This is a genomic window from Streptomyces sp. NBC_00009 (assembly GCF_045040855.1).
GTDB classification, from domain to species: domain Bacteria; phylum Actinomycetota; class Actinomycetes; order Streptomycetales; family Streptomycetaceae; genus Streptomyces; species Streptomyces aureus.
Window position 1 is genome coordinate 3,231,451 of the sequence record NZ_CP108312.1, and the last position, 21,905, is coordinate 3,253,355.

Below are 21,905 nucleotides of genomic sequence, written 5' to 3' on the forward strand. Positions count from 1 at the left end.
CCACGCCCCGTCCGGACACATCCCGCGCCCCCTGATCCGCCGGACACCCCCAGTAGGGTGGGCGCGACAGCACCTCATGAACCGGAGCAAGGAGCAGACGTGAGCGAGGCGGCGTCCAACGACCTGCAGCAGGAGATCGCCCGGGAACTCCAGGTCGCCGAGACCTTCGAGGCCGAGCGTGAGATCGAACGCCGGGTGGCCTTCCTCACTGAACGGCTGACCTCCACCGGGCTGCGCTCCCTCGTGCTCGGTATCAGCGGCGGCGTCGACTCCACCACCGCCGGCCGGCTGTGCCAGCTCGCCGTCGAGCGGGCCCGGGCCGCCGGACACGAGGCGCGGTTCTACGCGATGCGGCTGCCCTACGGGGTCCAGGCCGACGAGCACGACGCCCAGCTCGCGCTCTCCTTCATCCGGGCCGACCACGTGCTGACCGTGGACATCAAGCCCGCCAGCGACGCCGCGCTCGAGGCCTCACTGGCCGCGGACGTGAACTTCCGCGACGAGGGTCACCAGGACTTCGTGCACGGCAACATCAAGGCGCGGCAGCGCATGGTCGCCCAGTACGCGGTGGCCGGCGCGCACAACGGCCTGGTCATCGGCACGGACCACGCCGCCGAGGCGGTCTCCGGCTTCTTCACCAAGTTCGGCGACGGCGCCGCCGACCTCGTCCCGCTGACCGGCCTGACCAAGCGCCGGGTGCGCGCCGTCGCGGACGCGCTGGGTGCGCCCGCCGAGCTGGTGTGGAAGGTCCCGACGGCCGACCTGGAGACCCTCGACCCGGGCAAGGCCGACGAGGACGCGCTCGGGGTCACCTACGACGACATCGACGACTTCCTGGAGGGCAAGCCGGTGGACGGGCGGGCCCTCGAGACGATCGTCCACCGCTACCGCCTCACCGACCACAAGCGCCAACTCCCCATCGCGCCCTAGAGGGCACTGCGTGGGGCCGTAGGTACGAGACCGCCTGTCCGAGGCGGTCTCGTACCCCCGCGCACGGGCCCCGGAATACAAAGAACCCCCTCCGAACTGCGTTTCCGCAGTTCGGAGGGGGTTCTCCACCATGTGGCGGCGCCAGGATTCGAACCTGGGAAGGCTGAGCCGGCAGATTTACAGTCCCCACAGGCGAGCGGGTCTGAACTGGCCCTTTTCTGAGGGACTAGCGCATTGCCCCACGCTGGCCCCAGTAGGGCCCTGATCTCGCGAAAGTGGAAGCGTCCACGACTCTCCGGAGCGGAGTCACGGAGCCCGTCGACATGGGGCACGGACGCTTCAGACCTGTGACTGAGCGCTTCAGTTGGCCCGATCGGCCAACTGAAGCGCTCAGTCTGTACAACATCGGATACGCGCGTCTCAGGCCACGAAGGCCGGTGCTGTAGGCGTTGACCAGTGCTCGCCCACCCATGCTTCCAGGGACGTCAGCCCGGGGTGCTGTGCACGCAGCGTCGCCAGGTCAGCCTTGAAGCCGACCGTGTTGAACCAGTCGAACATGGCGGCCAACTCTTCGCTGTGGGCGCGTACCTCCTCGATCGGCTGGGAGATGAAGCGCACCGGACGGGCCGCGGCGCGAGCGAAGGCTTCGGCCAACTGCGGGCCGGTCAGCTCGTCTGCGGCGATCTCGACGGTGCGCCCCAAGTAGTCGGCCGGGTCATTGAGGGCGTCGGCGGCGATGCCGCCGATGTCGTCTGGGGTGATCATCTGCAGCTTCGTGTCCGGGGCCAACGCCATCGACAGGGTGAGCTCGCCGTCCACCCACTGGGGGCCCAGGTGCTCGAAGTTGGTGATGAAGAACGTCGGTCGAAGGATTGTCGCGGGCAGACCGAGCGCCGCGATGTGGCGCTCGACTTCGCCCTTGCTGGCGAAGTGCTGCACCTGGCCCGGGTGGTCGGCCCCGTCGACGGAGCTGTAGACGAAGTGAGCGACGCCCGCGCGGGCAGCCGCCTCCGCGACGGCCTTGCCCTGACGGATCTCGCCGGCAAAGCCGTCCGGTCCTGCAAAGGTCTGCACGCTGAACACTCCGTACGCGCCGCGCAGAGCCGTGTCCAGCGATGCCACATCGTCCAGGTCGCCGCGGACAAGGACGGCGCCGGCTCCCTTCAGCGCCAGCGCCTCGGGCTTGTTCGGGTCACGGACCAGCGCGTGCACGGTCCAGCCGCGAGACAGCAGTGCGCGCGCGGTGGCGCCACCCTGCCGTCCGGTCGCACCAGTCACCAAAATGACGCGGTTGTCAGACATCTAAGGCTCCTCGATAGCGCAGGTCCTGGGCGCCTTAAGTGGCTCCCCTCGGTGCTCAGAACACTGGTCCCTCAACCAAAGTTGAGGTCAAGCCCTTGTGATCCACGTCACGGCCGCCAGGCTGCTCGTTGCGTGCCCCATGGCTGAGCTCCGGAGTCGAGCCACAGGCGGTCGCGCAGAGAGCGGGACACAGCGTGGCCGTCCTGTTCCGCGTCTACGCGAAGTGCCTGGACGGTGCGGCGGCCACAGCCAACGCTCGGATCGAGGCCGCGTTGAAGGGCTAGTGCCGCATCAGGCAACGTTCGCCCTGGTGAGGAACCAAGCCAACACAGTCACGCCGATGGGCAACGCAACAAGGTAGCCGACGAGGATACCGACGCCCGGATCAGCCAGCGCAGGAAAGGCCCAGTTCACTGCTGCAGCCACGAGCAGTCTCACCGTTGCCAGCGCAAGGAGAGCGGCGACAACAGCAAGCCGACGCGGCGGGTCCGCCCCGCGGTACAACTCAGCCGCAGGCCCGATCGCGATCAGGCCCGTCACGAGGAGGACGAAACCGGTGTCGGGCAGCCACCCGAACGGCCACCCCACCAGAGCGACCAACCCGGAGACAGCGAGGCCGCCCAGTTCCAGCGCGACGGTGGCCACTACCGGGTGGTCCCACGAGGGGCGTCGGATCGAGCCGCTCCCACTGTCCTTCTCATCGGCCACGTCGTCAGAGTAGCCATCGACAGGGCGAACGTCGCCTGATGCGGCACTAGTAGCCCGTGGGGCGCCCCACGGCTGCCCCACACACGCTGGTCAGCATGCGAAACAGGTTGAGACACAGTGGGGCAATACGCCTAAAGCGGATCTACCGCCCGAGGAAACGACGAGAGGGCCCGCTCCCAGCGTATTCGCTGGTCACGGACCCTCTCGGTCGTGTGGCGGCGCCAGGATTCGAACCTGGGAAGGCTGAGCCGGCAGATTTACAGTCTGCTCCCTTTGGCCGCTCGGGCACACCGCCATGGGTTTGCTGCTTCGGATCTCCGCTGTGGGGCGGTGCTCCGTGGCAACGACGTAAACGATACCTGATGGACGGGGGTGCTTCGCCACCCGATTGATCGGCACCCGGGGGCGGGGTGGTGGCTAGGCTTTGCGGATGCGGCCCGGGGACCGAGGGCCGTGGATGACGCATTCAGACGCAAGCCGTTTCACAACCCGATACAAGGAGCCACAGGACATGGCCGACTCCAGTTTCGACATCGTCTCGAAGGTCGAGCGGCAGGAGGTCGACAACGCCCTCAACCAGGCCGCCAAGGAGATCTCGCAGCGCTACGACTTCAAGAACGTCGGCGCCTCGATCTCGTGGTCCGGCGAGAAGATCCTGATGGAGGCGAACTCCGAGGACCGCGTCAACGCGATCCTCGACGTCTTCCAGACCAAGCTGGTCAAGCGCGGGATCTCGCTGAAGGCGCTGGACGCGGGAGAGCCGCAGCTCTCCGGCAAGGAGTACAAGATCTTCGCCTCCATCGAGGAGGGCATCTCACAGGACAACGCCAAGAAGGTCGCCAAGATCATTCGCGACGAGGGCCCCAAGGGCGTCAAGGCGCAGGTCCAGGGCGAGGAGCTGCGGGTCAGCTCGAAGAGCCGCGACGATCTCCAGGCCGTGCAGGCGCTGCTGAAGGGCCAGGACTTCGACTTCGCGCTGCAGTTCGTGAACTACCGGTAGGGACAGCGGGTGACCGCAACTGTCGCTGAAGCAGGGGCAATTGCCCTGACGTGATGGTCTGCCGCCGCTCCCGGTGCGAGGCTGGTGGGACTAGATTCCCGCTGCCCACAGGGCACTGGAGGTTGTTGTGGCGGCAGAACCCACGGTCGGCGCAGGTTCCACCCTCGAACTGGCGTTGCACGGACCGGATCCGGGGCCCGAACTGGCCACCCTCCACGAGGCGCTGACGGCCGCGGGGGCCGCCAGTGTCGACCAGGTACGACTCACCGCGCCCGCCTCCGACCAGCGGGTCGCCGAGCTGGTCCAGGTCTGCACGCTGCTCGTGGGCGGGGCGGTGGACGTGGTGTCGATCGTCGAGGCCGTACGCGGCTGGCTCGCCGGGCGCCGGGAGGCGGCGGCGCGGCAGCCCGCCCCGGCCGGCGCGGACGACGTGGTCCCGTCCGTCGTCATCACCATCGGTGACCAGCGCCTCGAGATCACGTATCCGTCGGACCGCGCGCAGAGCGATGCCATCGCGCGCTTTCTGGACCTGCACCGGCAGGACGGGCGATGACCACCCTCGACGTACGCACCTCGGCGCACGGCCCGGGGCGCACCCAGTACGCGTACGGGCTGAAGTCCGGTGGCGGGTCCGTGGTGGGGCCGCTGGAGCAGGAACACGCCGTCGATGTCAGCCAGGACCTGGTCAAGGACCTGTGCAAGGACATCGACGAGGCGCTCAAGGACGCCCGTGACGACGATCCGACGCTGGGCAGAGTGCTCAGACAGAAGGGGAGACTCCTCTTCAACTCGCTCTTTCCGCGCGCCGGTTCGGGCGAGATGGTGCGCCAGCTGAAGGAGTCGACGGGATCGCTCCTGGTCAGCACGAACGAGTCCCTGGTGCCGTGGGAACTGCTGCACGACGGGGAGAGCTTCCTCGGCCTCGTGCACGAGCTCGGCCGGCGGTCCGTCGTCAGCAGGCCGGTGGTGGGCGGGCGCGAGTGCACACAGGTGCGGCGGGCGCTGATCGTCGGGGACACCCTGGGGGATCTGCCGTCGGCCCGTGAGGAGACCGAGCGGATCAGCGCCTGGCTGGAGGGGCACGGCGTCGCGTGCACCGTCCTCATCGGGCGGGACGCGACCCTGGTCCGGGTGATCCAGGAACTGGCCGAGGACGAGGAGCCGTACGACCTCTTCCACTACTCGGGGCATGTGTCCGGGGTCTCCGGGGCCGCCGGGCTCATGGTGCACAACCGGAAGCTGATCGACATGGACGCCCTCCAGCCCCTGGCCGGGATCGGGGCGCCGCCCGTCGTCTTCATCAACGGCTGCGCGTCCGCCGACCCCGCGCTCGAACCGGCCTCGCGCGCGCTCGCCGAGGCCTCGCTCACCATGAGCGCCTGCATGTCCTTCATGGTCATGGGGGCCAAGACCGTCGTCGGTACCCGGACGCCGGTCGGCGACGCGAGCGCGCTGCGCTTCGCCGAGGCCTTCTACGGCCAGCTCCAGGAGCAGATCACGGCCGGGGCCGCGATGCGGCAGGCGCGGGCCGATCTGGAGCAGCGGGCGGACTGGGCCTGGGCGTCGTTCGTGCTCTACGGGGATCCCGAGGTGCGGATCTCCACCGCGGCCGGGTCCGCCCCACCGCCGCCCACCGCGCCGGAGCGGCCCGAGTTCACCCCCGAGGCCGCCGAACTCCTGCGCAAGACACGGGAGTTCGCCGCTGTACGCGGCCTGGTCACCTCCGTCGATCTACTGATGGCCCTGCTCGAGGACGAGGCGGTACGGGAACGGGCCGCCGCGCGGATCGGGGCCCAGCGCATGGATCTGCTGGCCAAGGTGCTGCGTGAGATCCAGGGGCAGACGCCGCGCGGGAGCGGTACCCAGGCCGGGTCGAGCAGCGCGTCGCTCACCGCGGTGAACGGGCACCGGCCGCGGATCGGGCTGTCGGGCACCGTGACCCGGGTTCTCGACGGGGCCGAGGCGCGGGCCCAGGAGGCCGGGCGGGACATCGGCGTCGACGACATCTCGCTGGCGTTCCTCGCGACGGGCGGCGGGAGCTGCGCCGAGCTGTTGCAGCTCATCGGGGTCGCACCCGAGCGGCTGCTGCTGCCGCACTCGGACGCGCCGGCGCAGGGCGACGACGAGCGCGTGGACATCGCGTCGCTCGACCCGCGCGCGGCCGCCGCCGTTCAGTGCGCGCGGCTGCTCGCCTCGGTACAGCGCAAGAAGATCAGCACGTACATGATGCTGCGCGCGTTCGGGGTCGTCGGGAGCGAGGCGCTGCGCGGGGCGCTCGCCGCGCAGGGCGAGGACGGCGCGGCCGCGTTCCGGAAGCTGGCCGGGCTCGGGAATCCCAAGCCGAGGGAGTTCTCCTCGCGGACGTTGTCCAAGGTGCAGGAGGCCTGCCGGGAGGCGCAGGAGCCCGTCGACGAGCAGACGCTGCTGATAGCGATGCTCACCGACGAGGACTCCACGGCGCGGACGATGCTGCGGCGCCTGGGGGTGGCGCCGGAGCTGGTCATTCAGTCGTTGCAGGCTCCTTCTCCGGAGGCTTCGGCGGCTTCCCAGGCTCCGGCTGCTTCGGATTCTGCGGGGGCGTCGAAGTCTCCGCGGGCTCCGGACTCTCCGTAACCCGGGAGTCCAGGTGGGCCAGGCCCTTCAGCGCCGTCGCGTCGTTCGGGCGGCGGGTGAGGACCTGGTGCCAGTGGTCGCGGGCCTCCTCCGGGTCGTCCAGGAGGAGGCAGGCCAGCGCGAGGGCGCTGCGGGCCTCGGCGTCACCGGGGCACCAGTGGACGACGGCGGCGAAGTGGTCGCGCGCGGTGGCCGTGCGGCCGGACCTGGCCGCCTCAAGACCCGCGTTGAAGAGCTTCGCCGGGTGGGCCCTCAGGCGCGCCCACGCGCGCAGCGGGGTGGCGCAGGACTGACAGGTCTCCGCCGTCGCGCTGTTGACGGCCCGGCAGCGCGGCAGGGGGCAGGCCAGCCGGCCCGGGTCCGACGTCACCAGTTCCCCCCTGCGGACCGGCTCCCGGGGCTGTCGACCGGGATGCCGACGGCCTCGGCCCGTTCGGTGAGCAGGATCTGGCCGAGCTGGCGCAGCCGTGCGACCAGCTTGCCCGCCTCCTGGCCCACCTGCTCCGGGTTCGTGGCGAGGAGGGGCACGAGCTGCTCCAGCCTGCTCCTCACGTCGGTCAGATCGCGTTCCTCCGAGGTCCTGCCGGTGGCCACGGCGACCCGGCTCAGCTCCTCCGCCCGCTGGAACCCGAAGCGCAGCAGGCCCTCGGCGCGCTCCTGCGGGGAGAGCTCCCCGCCCGGGGAGGAGCGCAGCAGCCCCCTCAGATAGGTGAAGTGGCCCTGGAGCTGGGCGATCGCTTCGCCGTACCTGCGCTGGTCACCGGCGGCGTGGGCACGTTCGCCCTCGGCGCGCTGGGCCTCGATCGCGCGGATCACCTCGGGGCCGTCGAACGGCTTGTCGCCCGCCGGTCCCGACTCGGAGAGATGGGCGTGCAGCCGCAGGCAGTCGTCGACCAGGGCGTCGAACTCCCGCTTGGGCGGCTGGAGTTCCTGGTCGGCCTCGCCCAGGACGGCCACGATCTCCTCCAGCTCGCGGAACTCGTGCACCGCCGCCGCCACGTCGCCCCGGTCGCGGGCCTCCTCGAAGGCGCGGCGGGCCTTGGTCCACTTGGCGCGGACCACGGTCTGCGGGCCCGTCGCGAGATAGCCGACGTTCTCCTCGAAGCGGTGGTAGAGCTCCTCGACCACCGACGCGTCGGGCATCGGCGGGTCCACCGGCACTTCGAGCAGGGCGTCGAAGGTGGTGTCCTCGCCGATCGAGCCGCGGACGGTGATGGACGCGTCCTCCTGCATGGCCACGTTCATCCGGATCGCCGTCCCCCGCGGCGTCGACGAGGGGACCACGACCTTGATCACCTGGATCGGTACGGCCTGCTGGAACAGCCGCAGCTCGACCTGCTCCCGACCGGGGTGCCCGAAGTCGAAGTCGGCCTCGAAGGGCAGCTGCTGCATGGCCGGGATCAGTTCGCGGCGGCCGGTGCGCCCGTCGCCCAGGTCCACCTCCAGGAGGACCGACTTGGCCGTGATGGCCGCTCCCCCGCCGCCGCCGCCGGGCCGCGCGCTGTGGGCGAGCGCGCGGCCGGCCGTGGCGACCACGTCGCCCTCGGCGTCGTACACCTCGAAGGTGAGCAGGCTCTCCGCGTCCGGCTGCACCGGGACCTGGGTGAAGGCGAAGGCGCCCTCCTCGGTGAGGTCCGCCTCGTCCTCGAAGCCGGTGGTGGTGAGGTGGACACGGCCGCCGGAGAGGTCGAGGCCGTCGGCGAGCGCCTGGACGGTGCCGCCGACGTGGGTGGCCTCGGAGCCCGTGGCGGCGAAGCCGTGGAAGGAGACGCGTACGGTGCGGGCCTCGTCGTAGACGGCGAGGCCGCCGACGGCCGCCGCGCGCACCGCGGCGCCCAGCGCGACGGCCGTGTCGGCGTGCTCGACGACCGGCGCCTCGCAGGCCGCGCGGACCTGGCGGGCGGAGCCGGGCGCGGGGTTCGCGCAGAGTTCCTGCGTCACCATCTCCCTGACCAGCGGCATATGGGTCGAGCCGCCCGCCAGGATGATGTGGTCGACGTCGGCGAGCGTGATGCCGGCCCGCTCCCCTGCGCGCCGCAGGGCCTCGTCGCAGTAGGCGAAGGTCCGCTCGATCAACGGGCGGGCGATGTCGTCCAGTTCGGGCCGCTCCAGGAGCGCGTCGATGACCACCGGCCGCTTCTCCTGGTCGGTGAGGCGCCCGGTGTCGCGGAGCATGTAGTCGGGCTGGTCCGTGAGCGCCTTCTTCGCGCCCTCCGCGAGGATCTTCAGCTGGCTGAAGCGGAGCCGGTCCTCGGGGTCGTTCTCGGGGTCGAGGTCGAGGGCGTAGCCGTCCGCCTGGAGCATCTTCTGGAGGTGCCGGGCGAAGGCCTCGTCGATGTCGTCGCCGCCCAGGCGGTTGTTGCCGCTGATGCCGAGGACCTCGAAGGTGCCCTCCGTGCAGCGCAGGACGCTGACGTCGAAGGTGCCGCCGCCGAGGTCGTACACGAGGAAGGTGCCGTTACGGGTGGTGGTGCGCCAGCAGTAGTGGCTGGCGGCGGCGGTCGGCTCGTGGAGCAGGCCGAGGACTTCGAGCCCGGCCTGCTCGGCGGCCTTGCGGGTCGCATCGATCTGCGGCTGGTCGAAGTAGGCCGGCACGGTCACCACGGCCCGGTCGACGATCCAGCGGACGTCCGGGCTGTCGAACGCCGCCACGTCCGTCTCGATCCGGCGCTTCATCTCGGCCAGGATCGCGGCCGAGACCTGCGCCGGGGTGTACTCCTCGCCGGCCAGGTCGACGGTCGTACGGCTGCCCATCAGACGTTTCACCGAGGTGACCGGCTCCGGGGTGCTGCCCTTGCGAGCGAATGCCTTGCGGCCCACGACCAGTTCGCCGCCGGCCGGGCTGCGCCAGACGCAGCTGGGCGTCGTGTACGACTTCGAGACCGGATCGCGGTGGATCACGATGTCGCTGTCGGAGGGGTTCATCACGGCTACGGCGCTGTTGGTCGTGCCGAGGTCGATGCCTACGGCCTTGCTGACGATCTGCTGGCTCATGTGGGGTGACCGCTCCTTCTTGGCCTGCTCGTTCAGGTGTCCGTGGGTGCAGGTGTCTGTCCCGGCGGCGGCATCTCGGTGCCGGGCTCGGGCTTCACCTGGGAATCCGGCTCGGGGGGTGCCTCGGGCTCGGGTTCGGGCTTGGGGGCGGAGGCGGGGGCGAGCGCGGGTGCAGAGGCGGGGGCGGGCGCGGGTGCGCCCATGACGACCTGGGCGAAGCGCACCACGGCGCCGTCGTGGAACACCGCGTACTCGTTCGTCTCGGCCACGACCTCGGCGTCGAACTCCGGGCTCTGCAGCCAGTGCACCGGGTCCGCCCAGTCCAGGACCTCGTCGGCGGTCAGGCCCTTCGGGTCGCGCACCTCCACGCCGGCGCCGCGCAGCACGTCGAGCATCCGGTCCTTCACGTTCTTCAGCTCACGGTGCCGGAGCTTCTCGTCCACGGCCTCGCGCGGCACCCCCGCCCTGTTGACCTGCTGCTCCAACGTGCCGATGAGCATGGCCAGTTCGAAGAGCGTGGCGTGCACGCGCGTCGCGGCCGAGGCGGAGGCGCCGCGGGCAGCGGCCAGCTCCTCGTGGCGGCGCTGCAGTACGCCGGCCAGCTCGGCCTCCGGTGCGGTGGTCGCGCCGTGGACCTCGGGGACGGGGCGTTCGGCGAAGTTCTCCCAGCCGGGCCGCACGGCGTCGGGCTCATCCGAAGAGGACATCGCGCACCTCCAGTTCCGGTTCCTCGTCCTGGGCACGGGCTGCCGCAGGGGCCGTACACAGGGCGTCGTCCACCCCCGCGACGGGCGCCGTCGCGAGGGCGCGGACGGTGCGGCGCAGCGCCTCCGGCAGGTCGAAGTCCTCGGGCCGCAGGTTCTGGCCCCCGAGGTCCGCCGGGTAGGTGCGGTGGGTGCGGGCGAACGCGTCCCACCGGCGGTCGCGGTAGTCGGTGCCCGGCGGCTCGGTCACCTCGTACCGCAGCCGGGCCCGCGGGTTGCGGATCAGCTCCCGCATCGCCCAGTCGTAGAGGTCGCGGTCCTGGGCGGTGGACGCGGTCTGGATGCCTTCCTCGGCGCGTTCCACGATGTGCGCCTCGGTGGCGTCGACGGGGAGTCCGAGTACGTGGAAGGGGTTGGGCCGACGGTTCGCCGACGGCAGTGTCGTCATGGGCGCAGCCTTCGCAGGAGGTCTTCGATACGGGTGATGTTGTCCCGGGTGGCGGCTTCCGGGGCGATCCGCTCCGCCCGCCGCAACAGGTTGATGGCCGCCTGCAGTTCACCCTCCACGGCGTTCGGGCCGATGCGGACGGAGCGTTCGAGGTTGCTGAGCGCGGCGTTGCTCATGGCCACCGCGCGGTTGTTCATCCCGGTGGCCACCGCGCGCAGCGCCTTGGCGGCCTCTTCGCGCATCTTGGGGTCGTCGCCGGCGGCCGCGATGCGCTCCGCGTCGCGCACCGAGCGCTCCGCCTCGTCGAGCCGCTCGGCGTCCAGCAGGACGTAGCCGTGGTTGATCAGGGTGCTGGTGCGGAGCCGGTCGAGGGTCTTCTTGGTCGCGTCGGTCCTCGGGACGCGGTCGAGTTCGGCGAGGGCCTTCGGGTAGCGGCGCGCCTTGATGTGTTCGAGAGCGGTGCTGAACAGGGCGTCCTGGCGGTACTGCTCCAGGAGTTGCGGCGCGTTGGTGTTGGCCGGGTTCCACTCCTTGGCCAGTTCGAAGTACGCGATGGCCTTGCCGGTGTCCCGGTCGAGGAGGCCGCGGTCCACGTAGTGGGCGGCGAGCAGCTGGTTCTCGCGCAGGTGCGGGCGTCCCTCGACGGCGCCCTGGGCGAGCAGTTCCGCGTACCGCACGGCCCTGGTCACGACGGTGCGCATGTGGTCCCGGTCGCCCATCTGGTAAAGGCAGTTCTGCCACTCGTTGTGCCAGGCGACGACGGTGCACAGGACGTTCCTGGGTGCGAAGCCGTGGTCGACGGCGTTCGCCAGGCTGCTGATGCCCTCTTCGTAGTCCTTGTCGATGCCGTCCGGCAGGGCGCGGACCCGCTCGGGGTCGTCGATGCGCTTCTCGGCCGCGCGCACCAGGTCGGTGGACCAGTCGTCGAGCAGGGCGCCCGCGCGGTCAGAGACGGCGGCGAAGAGGTCCTCGTCGACGCCCGGCAGCACCCCGGCCAGGGGCCCCTCCGCCAGCAGGGTGCGGGTGACATGGGTGCCCTGGCGCAGGGCGGTCAGGCAGTTCAGATGGAGGCGGGCCTGGTCTTCGCGGTGCTCGGCGAGGGCCCGGGCGCCGTGGCTGCGGTGCAGGGTCAGGAGCTCCTCGGTCAGGGAGGTGCGCAGATACTCGGCGTCGGGACCGGTCGCCGCGTCGGCGCCGGGGCTTCCCGCGTCGCCGGACCCCGAGCGGTCGGCGAACGCCTCCCAGAAACCCGGGTGGCACAGCAGCAGGACCCACAGGACGGTCGCGGTGACCAGGTCCTCGTCGGCGGCTCCCGTGCGGGCCAGCTTCGCCAGGGCCTCTTCGCGGTAGACCACGGCCATCGAGTGCAGTACGGGGATGTCGTTACGGGCGGCCCTGCGCGCGAAGAACCGCGTCAGCTCCCTCTCTATGGCGCCCGCCCGGTCCGCCGCGAGCGCCTGCCACACCGGGTGCTCGGCCATCGCGGCTTCCACGGCCGGGAACCTGCCGGGGCGTTCCCAGGTCTGGGCCGCGTCCGGGAAGAGGTGGCTCAGAAGGGCATCGGAGCGGTCGTTGCGCTCCAGGTCGGCGCGGTGCCGGTGGGCCGGGTGCTCCCCGGGGAGATGACCGGCGGCCCGGCCCAGGAGTTCCAGGGCCCGTGCGGGGTCGCCGTCCGCGTTGGCGGCGACCGCCCGGTGGCACAGGTACTTCCCGTACTCGGCGGCGGCCGTGTCCGCGTTGGCACCGGCATCGGCGTTCAGGACGTCCCGCCACAGCCTGTCGGCGACTTCGTGGTCCCCGACGGCGGCGGCGCACCGGGCGAGGGTGACGGCGTCGAGAGGTACGAGACCGTCCGCTTCCGGTGGGTCTTCGGTGAGGCGGTCCGCCAGGCGGCGTACGACCTCTGCCAGGGCCTGGGCGCGGCCGTCCCGCCGCCTGGCGCGGGCCACCCTGGCGCAGAGCGCGGGCAGGGTCGCGGCCACGTCGACCAGGCCGGTCAGGTCGTGATCGCGCAGGGCCAGGGTGAGCGCCTCGGCGGCCTTCGCGCGCTGGGCCGGGAGGTGACCGGCCGCCTGGACGACGAGGAGCGGGGCGGGCAGGGCGGGGTTGCCGCCGACGGACGGCAGCTCGGCGGGCGGCTTGCCTTCGAGGGCCTGGGCGAGAAAGACGACCACTTGCACGGCGGCGCGATGGGCCTCTTCGGTGCCGCCTGCGCCGTCGGCACCCTCCGTGCCCTCATCCTGTACGTCGCCCTCCGGGCCATCCGTGCCGCCATCCTGTACGTCGCCCACAGCCCGTAGCAGCCGTACCGCATCCGCCCTGTCGCCGGCCTTGAGCGCGGCCGCCGCGAGGGGCAGGGCCAGCAGCGGGTCGTCCCTGACCTCGGGCGCGGCATCCACATCCACATCTGCATCCGCGTCCGCGTCCTTGGCCGTCTCGTCGTGCGGCCCGGCCAGCGAGGCGGCACGACGGGCCTCGCGCGCCACCACCGGCAGCGGCCAGGCCTGCGCGAGAACACCGAGCGCCTCGGTCAACTCGCCCTGCGCAGCCGGGCCTTCGGCCAGCAGGCAGGCCCGCCCCAGAGCCATGGCGAGCACCTCCACGGCACGGGCGTCGCCCACATCAGCGGCGGTCGGCCCATCGGCCTCCCCCGCCCACCCCACCAGCGCCTCCACCAGTACGGGCTCCGCCCCGCGCGGCTCCACCAGCAGCTGTCCGAGCCCGAGCAGCCAGGCCGTACGGGGGTGATGACGGACGATGCGCCACGGTGCGGCGCCCGTACCGTCGGCGGGGCGTGCCGCGCGTTCGGCGAGGAGGCGGACCGCGCGGGCGAGACGTCCGGCGTCGGCGGGGACGGGCGGGAGGGCGCCGGGCCCGGTGACCTGCGCGTCGATGAGCCGCGCGGCCGCCCACCCGGCGCGCTGGACAGCCCGGTCGGTCTCCCCGCCGGCCCACAGCGCCGTGGCCTCGCGCAGCGCCAGTACGCCGCTTTCGTAGCGGGCCCGGGGCGTCGGCAGGCGGTCGAGGCGCCGCCCGGCGACGGCCGTGCGGCCGAGGGCCAGTTCGGTGCGGGCGCGGACGAGTTCGGCCTTGGGGCCGCGTACGCCGTCGAGCAGGTCCGCCGCCCGGTCGGGGTGCCCGGCGTTCAGCTCGGTCACGGCGAGGACAAGGGCGGCGCGGTCATGGCCCTGGCCGCGGGCCTGTTCGAGCAGGGAGTGGGCCCGGTCGCGGTCTTCCGGGAGGGCCGACAGGGCGCGCCACAACAGCTGTTCGGGCAGGGGCAGGCGGCCGAAGAGGGAGAGGGCGGTGAGGTGGCCGACCGCGTTCCGGCGGCCGCCGGCGACCTCGACGCCGAGGAGGGTGCGCAGGGCCTCCAGGAGTTCCGGGACGGTGGCACCCTCGGCGCCGAGCGGGTCCCAGGCCAGGTCGACGCCGGGGTCCCGCCCCTCGACGAGCCTCAGCCGGGCCGTGACGACCGCGGTGAAGGCGTGTGCCGCGCCCTGCATGACCGTACGTTCCTCGTCGGTGGCGCGGTGGCCGGGATCGACGTCCGCCAGGAGGCAGCCGAGCGGCCAGGCGCGCGCGTCGCCGTCGGCGAGCAGCGCGCGGCAGCGGCGTCCCGCCGCCTCGTGTTCGCCGCACAGCAGCTGGGCCCAGGCCGCGTGATAGCCGAGGTCGGGCCGGTCCGGGAACTCGTCGGCGACCACGACGAGGTTCTTGGCGGCCAGGTCGGCGTTGCCTTCGAGGAGCTGGGCGCGGCCCTGGGCGTAGCGGCCCCAGGGACGGCTGTCGCCGCCGTCGCCGATCGTGGCAAGCCGTACGGCCGTCAGCGGGGCCGGGGTGGCGGGGCCCGGGGGTCCGTCGCGGCCGGGGTCCAGTTCGAGCCACTCCAGCATCCGGCACAGGTCGGCCAGTTCGGCGCCGCGCGGTGTGAGGGCCGCTTCCCGTCCGCGTACGGCGGTGAGGGCCTCGGCGTACGCGCCGCTGTGCAGGCGGGCGGCGATGAGACCGCGCAGGGCCTCGCCGTCCGTGGGGTCGGTGGTACAGGCGCGGGTGAAGTGGGCGGCCGCGTCGGCCGTTTCGCGGTGCAGCAGCAGGGCGCCGAGACCGAGCGTCCGGTCGAGGCCGGCGAGGCGCAGGCCCGCCGCGGACAGTTGCGTGGCGAACGCGAAGGCCCGCTCCACGCGGTCCGTCTCGTCGCCGAATCCGGCTCCGAGGAGGCCCACCACCATCTGGTGCACTTCGGGCGGCACGGTCGCGTACCGCCTGAAGATGTCCACGTAGATGGCCAGTTGGTCGTCCTGGTCGGCGCCGAGCCTGGCCAGGGCGGTGGCGGCTATGGAGCGGGACTCCTCGTGGACGAAGGCGCTGCGGTAGAGCCGCGTGTACAGGGACACCGCGAAGTCCCGGTCACCTGCGCCGGACCGGGCCACGGCGGCGTCGGCGAGCGGAACCCAGCTCTGGTGGAGTCCGATGCGCCCCTCGGCCGCCATCCGCTCGCCGACCTGGGCGAGCCGGTCCAGGTCGGCGGCCTCGACGAGGGGCAGGAAGCGGGGGCCGAGGAAGGACTGCTGGAAGGAGGGCCACAGGTCAGCGGTGCGGTCCTGGTACTCCTCGATGCCCGCGAGGACCGCGCGCAGGCTCACGAGGCCGGCGCGCGGATCGGCGTCGGCGAGCGCGCTCGCCCAGGCGTTCTCCAGCCGGCCGCGCCGGGACAGACCTTTCCTCAGGGACCGCTGGGGCTCCACCCGTCACCCCCGGTCCCGCTCGGCGCGGGCGAGGCGCCCGAACCGCTCCGCCTGGAAACGGTTGCCGGCCTTGCGGAACGCCTCCTCCGCGCGGCGGGCGAGCCTGGCGCGGTCCGCTCCGGACGGCATCAGGGCGCGCCCGCGGACGAGTTCACAGGCGTCGGCCCAGGAGTGGGCGGCCGCCAGGTGATCGCCCGCGGACTCGTGGACCTGCCCCAGTTCGGTGAGCAGGCCCAGGCGTAACGGGTCGGGGACGTGGTTGCGTTCGAGGCCCCTGCGGAGCACGGTCGCGGCGGCCGGGCCCTGCCCCGACGTCCTCAGCCGCCGCCCTTCCGCCAGCTCGGCCTCGCCCGGCTGCCGCACGACCGGCCTCTCCAGGGCCACGTCCAGGGCGGCGATCACCTCCTCCGCGCTGCGGAACCGCTGCGCGGGCCGCAGTTCGAGCAGGCGCATCACGAGGGCGTCCAGGGCGGGCGGGACGAGGTTGTTGTGGACCGAGGGGCGTACGGGCGGCGCGCCCCGCTTCTGCTCCTGGAGCCAGTCGCCGTGCGCCGACTCGGGCAGCGCGGGCGGCGGTGTCAGATGCGCGTACGCGTGGCGGCCGGTCAGGCCCTCGTACATCAGGAGCCCCAGCGAGTACAGGTCGGACTCGGGGACGCTGGAGCCGGCCGCGGTCTCCGGCGCCATGTACTGGAGGGTGCCGACCGTGCCCGGGACGTGGCCGAGCTCCAGCATCCGGGCGGCCAGGCCGAAGTCGATGAGCCGGACCCAGTTGTCGCTGCCCAGGAGGACGTTGTCGGGCTTGAGGTCGCGGTGCAGCAGCGGCGGGTCCAGGCGGTGCAGTCCGCGCAGGGCCACGCAGATCTGCCGCGCCCACTTGACCAGCAGCGGTGCCGGGACGCGCCCCATCTCGGCGAACTGGCCGGCGAGGGTGGCCCCGGGGACGTACTCCATGGCGAGGAAGGCGCGGCCACCGAGACCCTTGGCGAGGCCGCCGTCGTACACGTGCACGAGATGGCGGCGGGCCTCGGCGTCCGTCATGGTGTCCATCGCCTCAGCGAGCAGCAGGACGTCCTGGAACAGCTCCGCGGCGTTCTCCTCGGTCAGGCCCGAGCGCCGGGAGAGCTTGAGGGCCACACTGCGCACCGGATGGCCGAGGATGTACTGGTCGGCGCGGAAGACCGCCCCGAAGCCGCCGCCTCCGATCCAGCCGCTCAGTGCGTAGCGGCCGTCGACCACCCGGCCTTCGAGTCCGCGCAGGTCGGACTCATCCGGTGCGGCCTGGTTCATCGTGTGCGTCCCCCTCTCCGCTCCGGCCGGACTTGGTCAACCCGCCTTCCACAGAGGACAGTTCCACCCCGCCCGCCGGTTCCGGCGACAGGAAGCGCACCCGTGTACGGGAACCGCTTCCCGTCCCGTCCCGGCCGGAGAACAGGGCGTCACGCACGCCCGGCGGCGGTGGAGGCGCGAAGTCGACGACGATCCGGTCGCAGGCCCGGAACTCCTCCGCCCGCTCCTCGGCCGCCGCGAGAACGGGGTTCTCGACCAGGTCGGAGAGCACCTTGGCCATGATGCGGCCGCCCTCGCGCCCGCCCGCCTCGGAGTTGAGGCGGTGGCCGAGCGCGCCCGCGTACTGCACCAGCTCCTCGGGGACGGTCAGCTCCTTCTCCCGCTTCTCGCGCCAGAAGGCCGCCTGCCGGTCCAGCACCTTGCGGCCGATGGCGGTCATCGCGTCGCCGCCGAGCGGGCGGAAGACGATGACGCGGCGGACGCGGGCCAGGAACTCGGGGGTGAAGACGGGCGTGCCGTCCCGGCTGCGCTCGGACGCGAGCTTGGCGCGTACGGCGGCGGAGATCTCCTCGTCCGAACTGCCTTCGCCGAGGCGCGAGATGATCTCGTGTCCGGCGTTCGTGGTGAGGATGAAGATGGCGCGGTCGCCGTGCGCCTTGACGCCCCGCTGGTCGGTGATCCAGCCCTCGTCGAAGAGGTTGAGGAAGGGCCGCAGCACCTCGGGGTGCGCCTTCTCCGCCTCGTCGAGGAGGAACACGCAGTACGGGTCGCTGTTGAGCTCGTTGATGAGCCGCCCGCCACGCTCGTGCCCCACGTAGCCGGGCGGCGAGCCGAGGATGCCGGACACGCTGTGCGGCTCCGTGAAGTTCTCCATCGGATACGTCTGCAGCCGCTTGGACGCCGAGTAGAGACCGGCGACCCGCTTGGCCAGCTCGGTCTTGCCGACGCCGGTCAGGCCCGCGAAGAGCAGCACCGACGCGGGCCCCGAACTGACCGCGGCCAGGCCCGCCTTGATGCGCCGCAGCTCGTCCGCGACCACCCGGACCGCCTGGTCCTGCCCGACCACCTCCGCGCCGAGCGCCGTCGCGTAGTCGACCCGCTCACCGCCCGTGCCGGCGATCTGCTCGCGCGGCATCCCGGACAGCTCGGACACCACGTCGGCCACTTCGTCGAGCGTCACGGCGCTGCGCTCGTCGCCGTGCTGCCTGCGCGCGTAGTCGAGGTCCTCGCAGGCGCGGCGCAGCACCTTGACGGCGGACAGCGGCAGCCGCTGGTGCCGGACGAAGTCACCCGCGAGGACCACGGCCCTCGCCACCGCGTGGCGCTCGATCCGGATGCCGGTGAACTCCGTCTCCAGCGCGTCCGCCGCGAGGCGCACCATGGCCCGCGCCGCCTCCCGCTCCGGCTCGGCCATGTCGATACGGCAGGTCAGCTCCTGGAGGACGTGGTCGGCGGCGACCAGGTCCTCGTAGTCGTGCTCGGCAAGCACCCCGATGAGATGGATGCTGCGCTCCTTGAGGGCGCGGCGCAGCTCCAGCAGGTGGTCGGCGCCGTGCCGGCCGCGCAGCAGGGGGCCAAGCCCGTCGACGCAGACGACCAGGTCGGTGCGGCCCGCCACCTGGCCGATCAGGGCCGTCAGCTGCTCGCCGCTGCTTTCCGCGGCGACGTCCTTGCAGTCGACGCGCAGGAACCGCTTGCGGCGCAGGAACGGGATCTCACCCGTGGCGGCCCGCCGGGCGAGCTCGCGCAGCAGGGTGGTGGTGCCGATGCCGGGCAGGCCGGTGATCAGTACGTGGTTGTTCTCCGTACGGTGCAGGGCCCGGCACAGTGGCTCGAAGTAGCCGTCCAGGTGGGCGGCCGGGCCGATGGCCCCCGTCCTCGCGAGCCAGGTGAGGTCCTCGGAGGGTGGCAGGAACGCGGGCAGCCGGAAAGGCACCTCGCGGGGCGCCGTCGAACGGCTCTCGCCGAGTACGTCGCGCACGCTCTCGCGCAGCCGCTTGATGTCGAGGCGCAGCGGCTCGGCGGCCAGGACGGAGGCGAGGCGCTGCGGCGGGCTGTCCAGGAGGGCCGCGAGCAGGTGCGGGGTGTCGATCTGCTCCGCGTCCCAGCGAGCGGCCGTCGTGCGCGCCGCGTGCAGCAGGTCCCGCAGGGACTCGCCGATCCCGTCGCGGTCGAGGCGCGGGGCGGTCCGGCTCCCCCGCTCGGTGATCCGGAACGCCTGGGTGATGATCTCCACGGCCTTCACCAGGCCGACCTGGAGCGGTAGTTGGAGCCGGAAGAGGCGCTCGGCGGGCCCTTCGGTCTCCGACAGGAGAGCCATCAGACAGTGCGGCGGGAGCAGCCGGTCGTAGCCGAGCTCGGCGGCCCGCTGGGCGGCCAGCTCCAGGACGGCCCAGGCGTCGTTCGTGAACTCCTCGGAGCGCAGCCGGCCCGACGCGTCGTCGTACAGCTCGGGCGGCTCGTCGGCGTGGACCCCGACCTGCCTGCGCAGGGCCTCGGCGGCCAGGGGCAGATCGAGGAGCGGGGTCAGGAAGTCCCGCTCGTCCGCGGAGGGGGCGTCGAGCAGACAGGACAGCAGCAGCTCCAGGCGGACCTCGGCGCCCACCGCGTCCCGTGCGCACCGGGACTCGAACTCCTCGAAGGCCGCGGTCAGTTCGTGGCTCACGTGGTCGCGCGCGCCGTCGAACGCGTAGCCGTTCCCCGGCGGCGCATAGACGGCGACTGTCTCCAGGAGGTGATGCGGGGCAGCCCCCTCGGCGAGCGCGCCCTCGAACGCGGGGAGCACCGCGGGGTCGCGGGCGTCGAGCGCCGCGTACAGGATGTCGCCGGGGCGTAAGCGCTCGGTGGCGCGCTCCGCGGCGGACAGCAGGACGGCGGCGGTGCGCTCGTCCCCGAGGGCGTCGGGATCGAGGAAGCCGTCCGTGAAGAGGCGTACGGAACGGCCTTCGGGATGCTCTTCGGAGCCGCCTTCGGGACGGCCATCGGGATCGTTCCCGGGACCGCCTTCGGGGCCGTTCTCTGGACTGTCCGGACTCTTTGCGGAATCGTGCTGCATCTTCGCGCGCAGGCCACGGCTTCACGACGTTTCGGGCCTGCTTGCCCACCTCCCCCGTGCACCGACCATGCTTCCACACGGAGTACGCGGGGTCCCTTTGCTACGCAAAAGAGGGGACAACTCTTTGGCCGTACGGCCGAGTTGAGCCCCTCCTGCTACGACGTCCGGCCGGCGCCTACCGCGATGCGAACGGCTGGTCCGTGCGGACGATTTCGCGGCCGAGCGGCATCAGGGAGACCGGGATCAGCTTGAAGTTGGCGATGCCCAGGGGGATGCCGATGATCGTGATGCACTGCGCGATGCCCGTCACGATGTGGGCGAGAGCGAGCCACCAGCCGGCCAGGACCAGCCACAGCACGTTCCCGACGCAGGACGGGGCGCCCGCGTCCCGGCGCTCGACCGTCGTATAGCCGAACGGCCACAACGCGTACACGCCGATCCTGAACGCCGCGATGCCGAACGGGATTCCGATGATCGTGATGCACAGGATCAGGCCCGCGAGCAGGTAGCCGAGGAACAGCCAGAAGCCGCTCAGCACTAGCCAAATGATGTTGAGGATTGTCTTCACGGGTGACGACCTGCCATCTGCTCTAGCCGGGCGATGCGCTCCGCCATCGGCGGATGCGTGGAGAACATCTTGGACATGCCCTGCCCGGGACGGAAAGGGTTCGCAATCATCATGTGACTTGCGGTCTCGATCCGCGGCTCCGGGGGGAGCGGCAACTGCTTGGTCCCCGCGTCGAGTTTGCGCAGGGCGCTCGCCAGGGCCAGCGGGTCACCGGTGAGCTGGGCGCCCGACGCGTCCGCCTCGTACTCCCGGGATCGGCTGATGGCGAGCTGGATGACCGTGGCCGCGATGGGGCCCAGGATCATGATCATCAGCATGCCGAGCAGGCCGGGGCCGTCGTCGTCGTTCGAACGGCCGACGGGGATCAGCCAGGCGAAGTTGACCAGGAACATGATCACCGAGGCCAGGGCGCCGGCGACCGACGAGATCAGGATGTCGCGGTTGTAGACATGGCTCAGCTCGTGCCCGATGACGCCGCGCAGCTCGCGCTCGTCGAGGATCCGGAGGATGCCCTCGGTGCAGCACACCGCGGCGTTGCGCGGATTGCGGCCCGTCGCGAAGGCGTTGGGCGCTTCCGTCGGCGAGATGTACAGGCGGGGCATGGGCTGGCGGGCCTGCGTCGACAGCTCGCGGACCATGCGGTAGAGCGCGGGGGCCTCGAACTCGCTCACGGGGCGCGCGCGCATCGCGCGCAGGGCCAGCTTGTCGCTGTTCCAGTACGCGTACGCGTTCGTCGCGAGGGCGATGCCGAGGCCCACGATCAGCCCCGTACGACCGAAGAAGCTGCCGATAACGATGATGAGGGCCGACAGCCCCCCGAGGAGTACGGCGGTCTTCAGCCCGTTGTGCCGGCGGTGCACGGTACGCCCTCCATGTGGTGCGGCAGGGGAACCCTCTGCTTGCTGGTGCTTGGTGCTTCCACTGGGTGCTTTCCCTGTCCAGTGGACCCTCCCGTTCTGGTCAACGCCAGACGAGGGGGACGAGTTCCCTTGTGCGCGCGAAGGGCGCGTGTAGGCCGTACGGGTGTGACGCGGCCCCGAGGGGGCGGCTCAGCGCTGCTCGGGGAGCCCGGCGAGCGCGAGGGCCTCGGGGTCGGCCTTGAGCTCGCTGGTGCAGTGGGAGCAGCGGGTCGCGATCGCGGGGATCTGGCTGAAACAGCGCGGGCAGTCGCGCAGGGCGGCCTTGATGTCGACCGGCTTGCCGCGGTCCATGCGGGCCTGGAACTTCATCATCGGGACGACGACGAGGAAGTAGAGCACCGCCGCGGTGATCACGAAGGCGATCGCCGCGGCGACGAACTTGCCGTACGGGAAGTCCGTGCCCTCGACCCGGAAATGCGCCTCGCTGAAGTCGCCGGTCGAGCGCGTGGCGAGGCCGATGAGCGGGGCGATGAACGCCGTGCTGAAGCCCGTCACGACCGCGGTGAAGGCGGAACCGACGGCGAGGCCGATCGCCATGGTCACGATGTTCCCGCGAAGGATGAAGTCCTTGAACCCGCTCAGCACGGCAGTGTCTCCCTGTGTACGACGTTGAGGCAGAGGTCGG

The 21,905-nt window shown here is 71.9% G+C and carries 16 protein-coding genes, 1 tRNA gene and 1 pseudogene; 5 read left to right on the top strand and 13 right to left on the bottom strand.

The genetic code is table 11. The features are described 5' to 3' along the window. Positions 1-99: 99 nt before the first annotated feature. The gene (gene nadE / locus OHA58_RS14410; RefSeq protein WP_405479044.1) at positions 100-930 is read left to right on the top strand and encodes an ammonia-dependent NAD(+) synthetase; all 831 of its coding nucleotides are present in this window, start codon (positions 100-102) and stop codon (positions 928-930) included. 420 nt (positions 931-1,350) lie between these two features. On the opposite strand, the gene OHA58_RS14415 is transcribed toward nadE, so the two are convergent. Next, on the bottom strand, positions 1,351-2,232 hold the full coding sequence (locus tag OHA58_RS14415) for an NmrA/HSCARG family protein (protein WP_405479045.1): 882 nt from the start codon (positions 2,230-2,232) through the stop codon (positions 1,351-1,353). 140 nt (positions 2,233-2,372) lie between these two features. Here OHA58_RS14415 and OHA58_RS14420 point away from each other — a divergent pair. Continuing rightward, positions 2,373-2,516 (top strand): annotated as a pseudogene (locus tag OHA58_RS14420) (site-specific integrase); the annotation flags it as partial. 7 nt (positions 2,517-2,523) lie between these two features. Here the strand turns inward: OHA58_RS14420 and OHA58_RS14425 are convergent. Both OHA58_RS14425 and OHA58_RS14430 read right to left on the bottom strand, forming a co-directional pair. Then, positions 2,524-2,940, bottom strand: coding sequence for a hypothetical protein (locus OHA58_RS14425; RefSeq protein ID WP_405479046.1), 417 nt, complete (start codon positions 2,938-2,940; stop codon positions 2,524-2,526). 213 nt (positions 2,941-3,153) lie between these two features. Further along, a tRNA-Tyr gene (locus tag OHA58_RS14430) sits at positions 3,154-3,235 on the bottom strand. 216 nt (positions 3,236-3,451) lie between these two features. Between OHA58_RS14430 and OHA58_RS14435 the strand changes: the two genes are divergently transcribed. From OHA58_RS14435 to OHA58_RS14445, 3 genes are all read left to right on the top strand, one after another. Then, entirely contained in the window at positions 3,452-3,940 is a 489-nt protein-coding gene (locus OHA58_RS14435) for a YajQ family cyclic di-GMP-binding protein (RefSeq protein WP_116511131.1), read from the top strand. 127 nt (positions 3,941-4,067) lie between these two features. Continuing rightward, positions 4,068-4,493, top strand: coding sequence for a hypothetical protein (locus tag OHA58_RS14440; RefSeq protein ID WP_116511133.1), 426 nt, complete (start codon positions 4,068-4,070; stop codon positions 4,491-4,493). Then, a complete protein-coding gene (locus tag OHA58_RS14445; RefSeq protein WP_405479047.1) occupies positions 4,490-6,553 on the top strand; it encodes a CHAT domain-containing protein in 2,064 nt (687 codons plus the stop codon). Before OHA58_RS14440 ends, OHA58_RS14445 begins: the two co-directional genes overlap by 4 nt. On the opposite strand, the gene OHA58_RS14450 is transcribed toward OHA58_RS14445, so the two are convergent. The 10 genes from OHA58_RS14450 to OHA58_RS14495 form a co-directional block, all read right to left on the bottom strand. Further along, complete coding sequence (locus tag OHA58_RS14450; protein ID WP_405479048.1) at positions 6,441-6,923, bottom strand: tetratricopeptide repeat protein; 483 nt, start codon at positions 6,921-6,923, stop codon at positions 6,441-6,443. The genes OHA58_RS14445 and OHA58_RS14450 overlap by 113 nt on opposite strands. Next, the gene (locus OHA58_RS14455; protein ID WP_405479049.1) at positions 6,920-9,547 is read right to left on the bottom strand and encodes an Hsp70 family protein; all 2,628 of its coding nucleotides are present in this window, start codon (positions 9,545-9,547) and stop codon (positions 6,920-6,922) included. Before OHA58_RS14455 ends, OHA58_RS14450 begins: the two co-directional genes overlap by 4 nt. A 32-nt stretch (positions 9,548-9,579) precedes the next feature. Next, positions 9,580-10,254, bottom strand: coding sequence for a hypothetical protein (locus tag OHA58_RS14460; RefSeq protein WP_405479050.1), 675 nt, complete (start codon positions 10,252-10,254; stop codon positions 9,580-9,582). Then, on the bottom strand, positions 10,238-10,699 hold the full coding sequence (locus OHA58_RS14465; protein ID WP_405479051.1) for a hypothetical protein: 462 nt from the start codon (positions 10,697-10,699) through the stop codon (positions 10,238-10,240). Before OHA58_RS14465 ends, OHA58_RS14460 begins: the two co-directional genes overlap by 17 nt. Next, entirely contained in the window at positions 10,696-15,447 is a 4,752-nt protein-coding gene (locus OHA58_RS14470) for a hypothetical protein (RefSeq protein ID WP_405479052.1), read from the bottom strand. The genes OHA58_RS14465 and OHA58_RS14470 overlap by 4 nt, the downstream gene beginning before the upstream one ends. Before the next feature lie 3 nt (positions 15,448-15,450). Next, a complete protein-coding gene (locus tag OHA58_RS14475; protein ID WP_405479053.1) occupies positions 15,451-16,737 on the bottom strand; it encodes a serine/threonine-protein kinase in 1,287 nt (428 codons plus the stop codon). After that, complete coding sequence (locus OHA58_RS14480; RefSeq protein WP_405479054.1) at positions 16,715-19,792, bottom strand: AAA family ATPase; 3,078 nt, start codon at positions 19,790-19,792, stop codon at positions 16,715-16,717. Before OHA58_RS14480 ends, OHA58_RS14475 begins: the two co-directional genes overlap by 23 nt. Positions 19,793-19,967: 175 nt before the next feature. Beyond that, entirely contained in the window at positions 19,968-20,360 is a 393-nt protein-coding gene (locus OHA58_RS14485) for a YccF domain-containing protein (protein ID WP_405479055.1), read from the bottom strand. Continuing rightward, the gene (htpX, locus tag OHA58_RS14490) at positions 20,357-21,220 is read right to left on the bottom strand and encodes a zinc metalloprotease HtpX (protein WP_266561267.1); all 864 of its coding nucleotides are present in this window, start codon (positions 21,218-21,220) and stop codon (positions 20,357-20,359) included. Before htpX ends, OHA58_RS14485 begins: the two co-directional genes overlap by 4 nt. A gap of 189 nt (positions 21,221-21,409) precedes the next feature. Next, on the bottom strand, positions 21,410-21,865 hold the full coding sequence (locus OHA58_RS14495; RefSeq protein WP_405479056.1) for an MscL family protein: 456 nt from the start codon (positions 21,863-21,865) through the stop codon (positions 21,410-21,412). Positions 21,866-21,905: the final 40 nt, after the last annotated feature.

Bases quoted from the DNA above. Each gene is read 5' to 3' on its own strand.
- OHA58_RS14415 (WP_405479045.1), bottom strand. From the start codon at position 2,232: ATGTCTGACAACCGCGTCATTTTGGTGACTGGTGCGACCGGACGGCAG.
- OHA58_RS14480 (WP_405479054.1), bottom strand. From the start codon at position 19,792: ATGCAGCACGATTCCGCAAAGAGTCCGGACAGTCCAGAGAACGGCCCC.
- OHA58_RS14435 (WP_116511131.1), top strand. From the start codon at position 3,452: ATGGCCGACTCCAGTTTCGACATCGTCTCGAAGGTCGAGCGGCAGGAG.
- OHA58_RS14465 (WP_405479051.1), bottom strand. From the start codon at position 10,699: ATGACGACACTGCCGTCGGCGAACCGTCGGCCCAACCCCTTCCACGTA.
- OHA58_RS14455 (WP_405479049.1), bottom strand. From the start codon at position 9,547: ATGAGCCAGCAGATCGTCAGCAAGGCCGTAGGCATCGACCTCGGCACG.
- OHA58_RS14445 (WP_405479047.1), top strand. From the start codon at position 4,490: ATGACCACCCTCGACGTACGCACCTCGGCGCACGGCCCGGGGCGCACC.
- OHA58_RS14475 (WP_405479053.1), bottom strand. From the start codon at position 16,737: ATGAACCAGGCCGCACCGGATGAGTCCGACCTGCGCGGACTCGAAGGC.
- OHA58_RS14460 (WP_405479050.1), bottom strand. From the start codon at position 10,254: ATGTCCTCTTCGGATGAGCCCGACGCCGTGCGGCCCGGCTGGGAGAAC.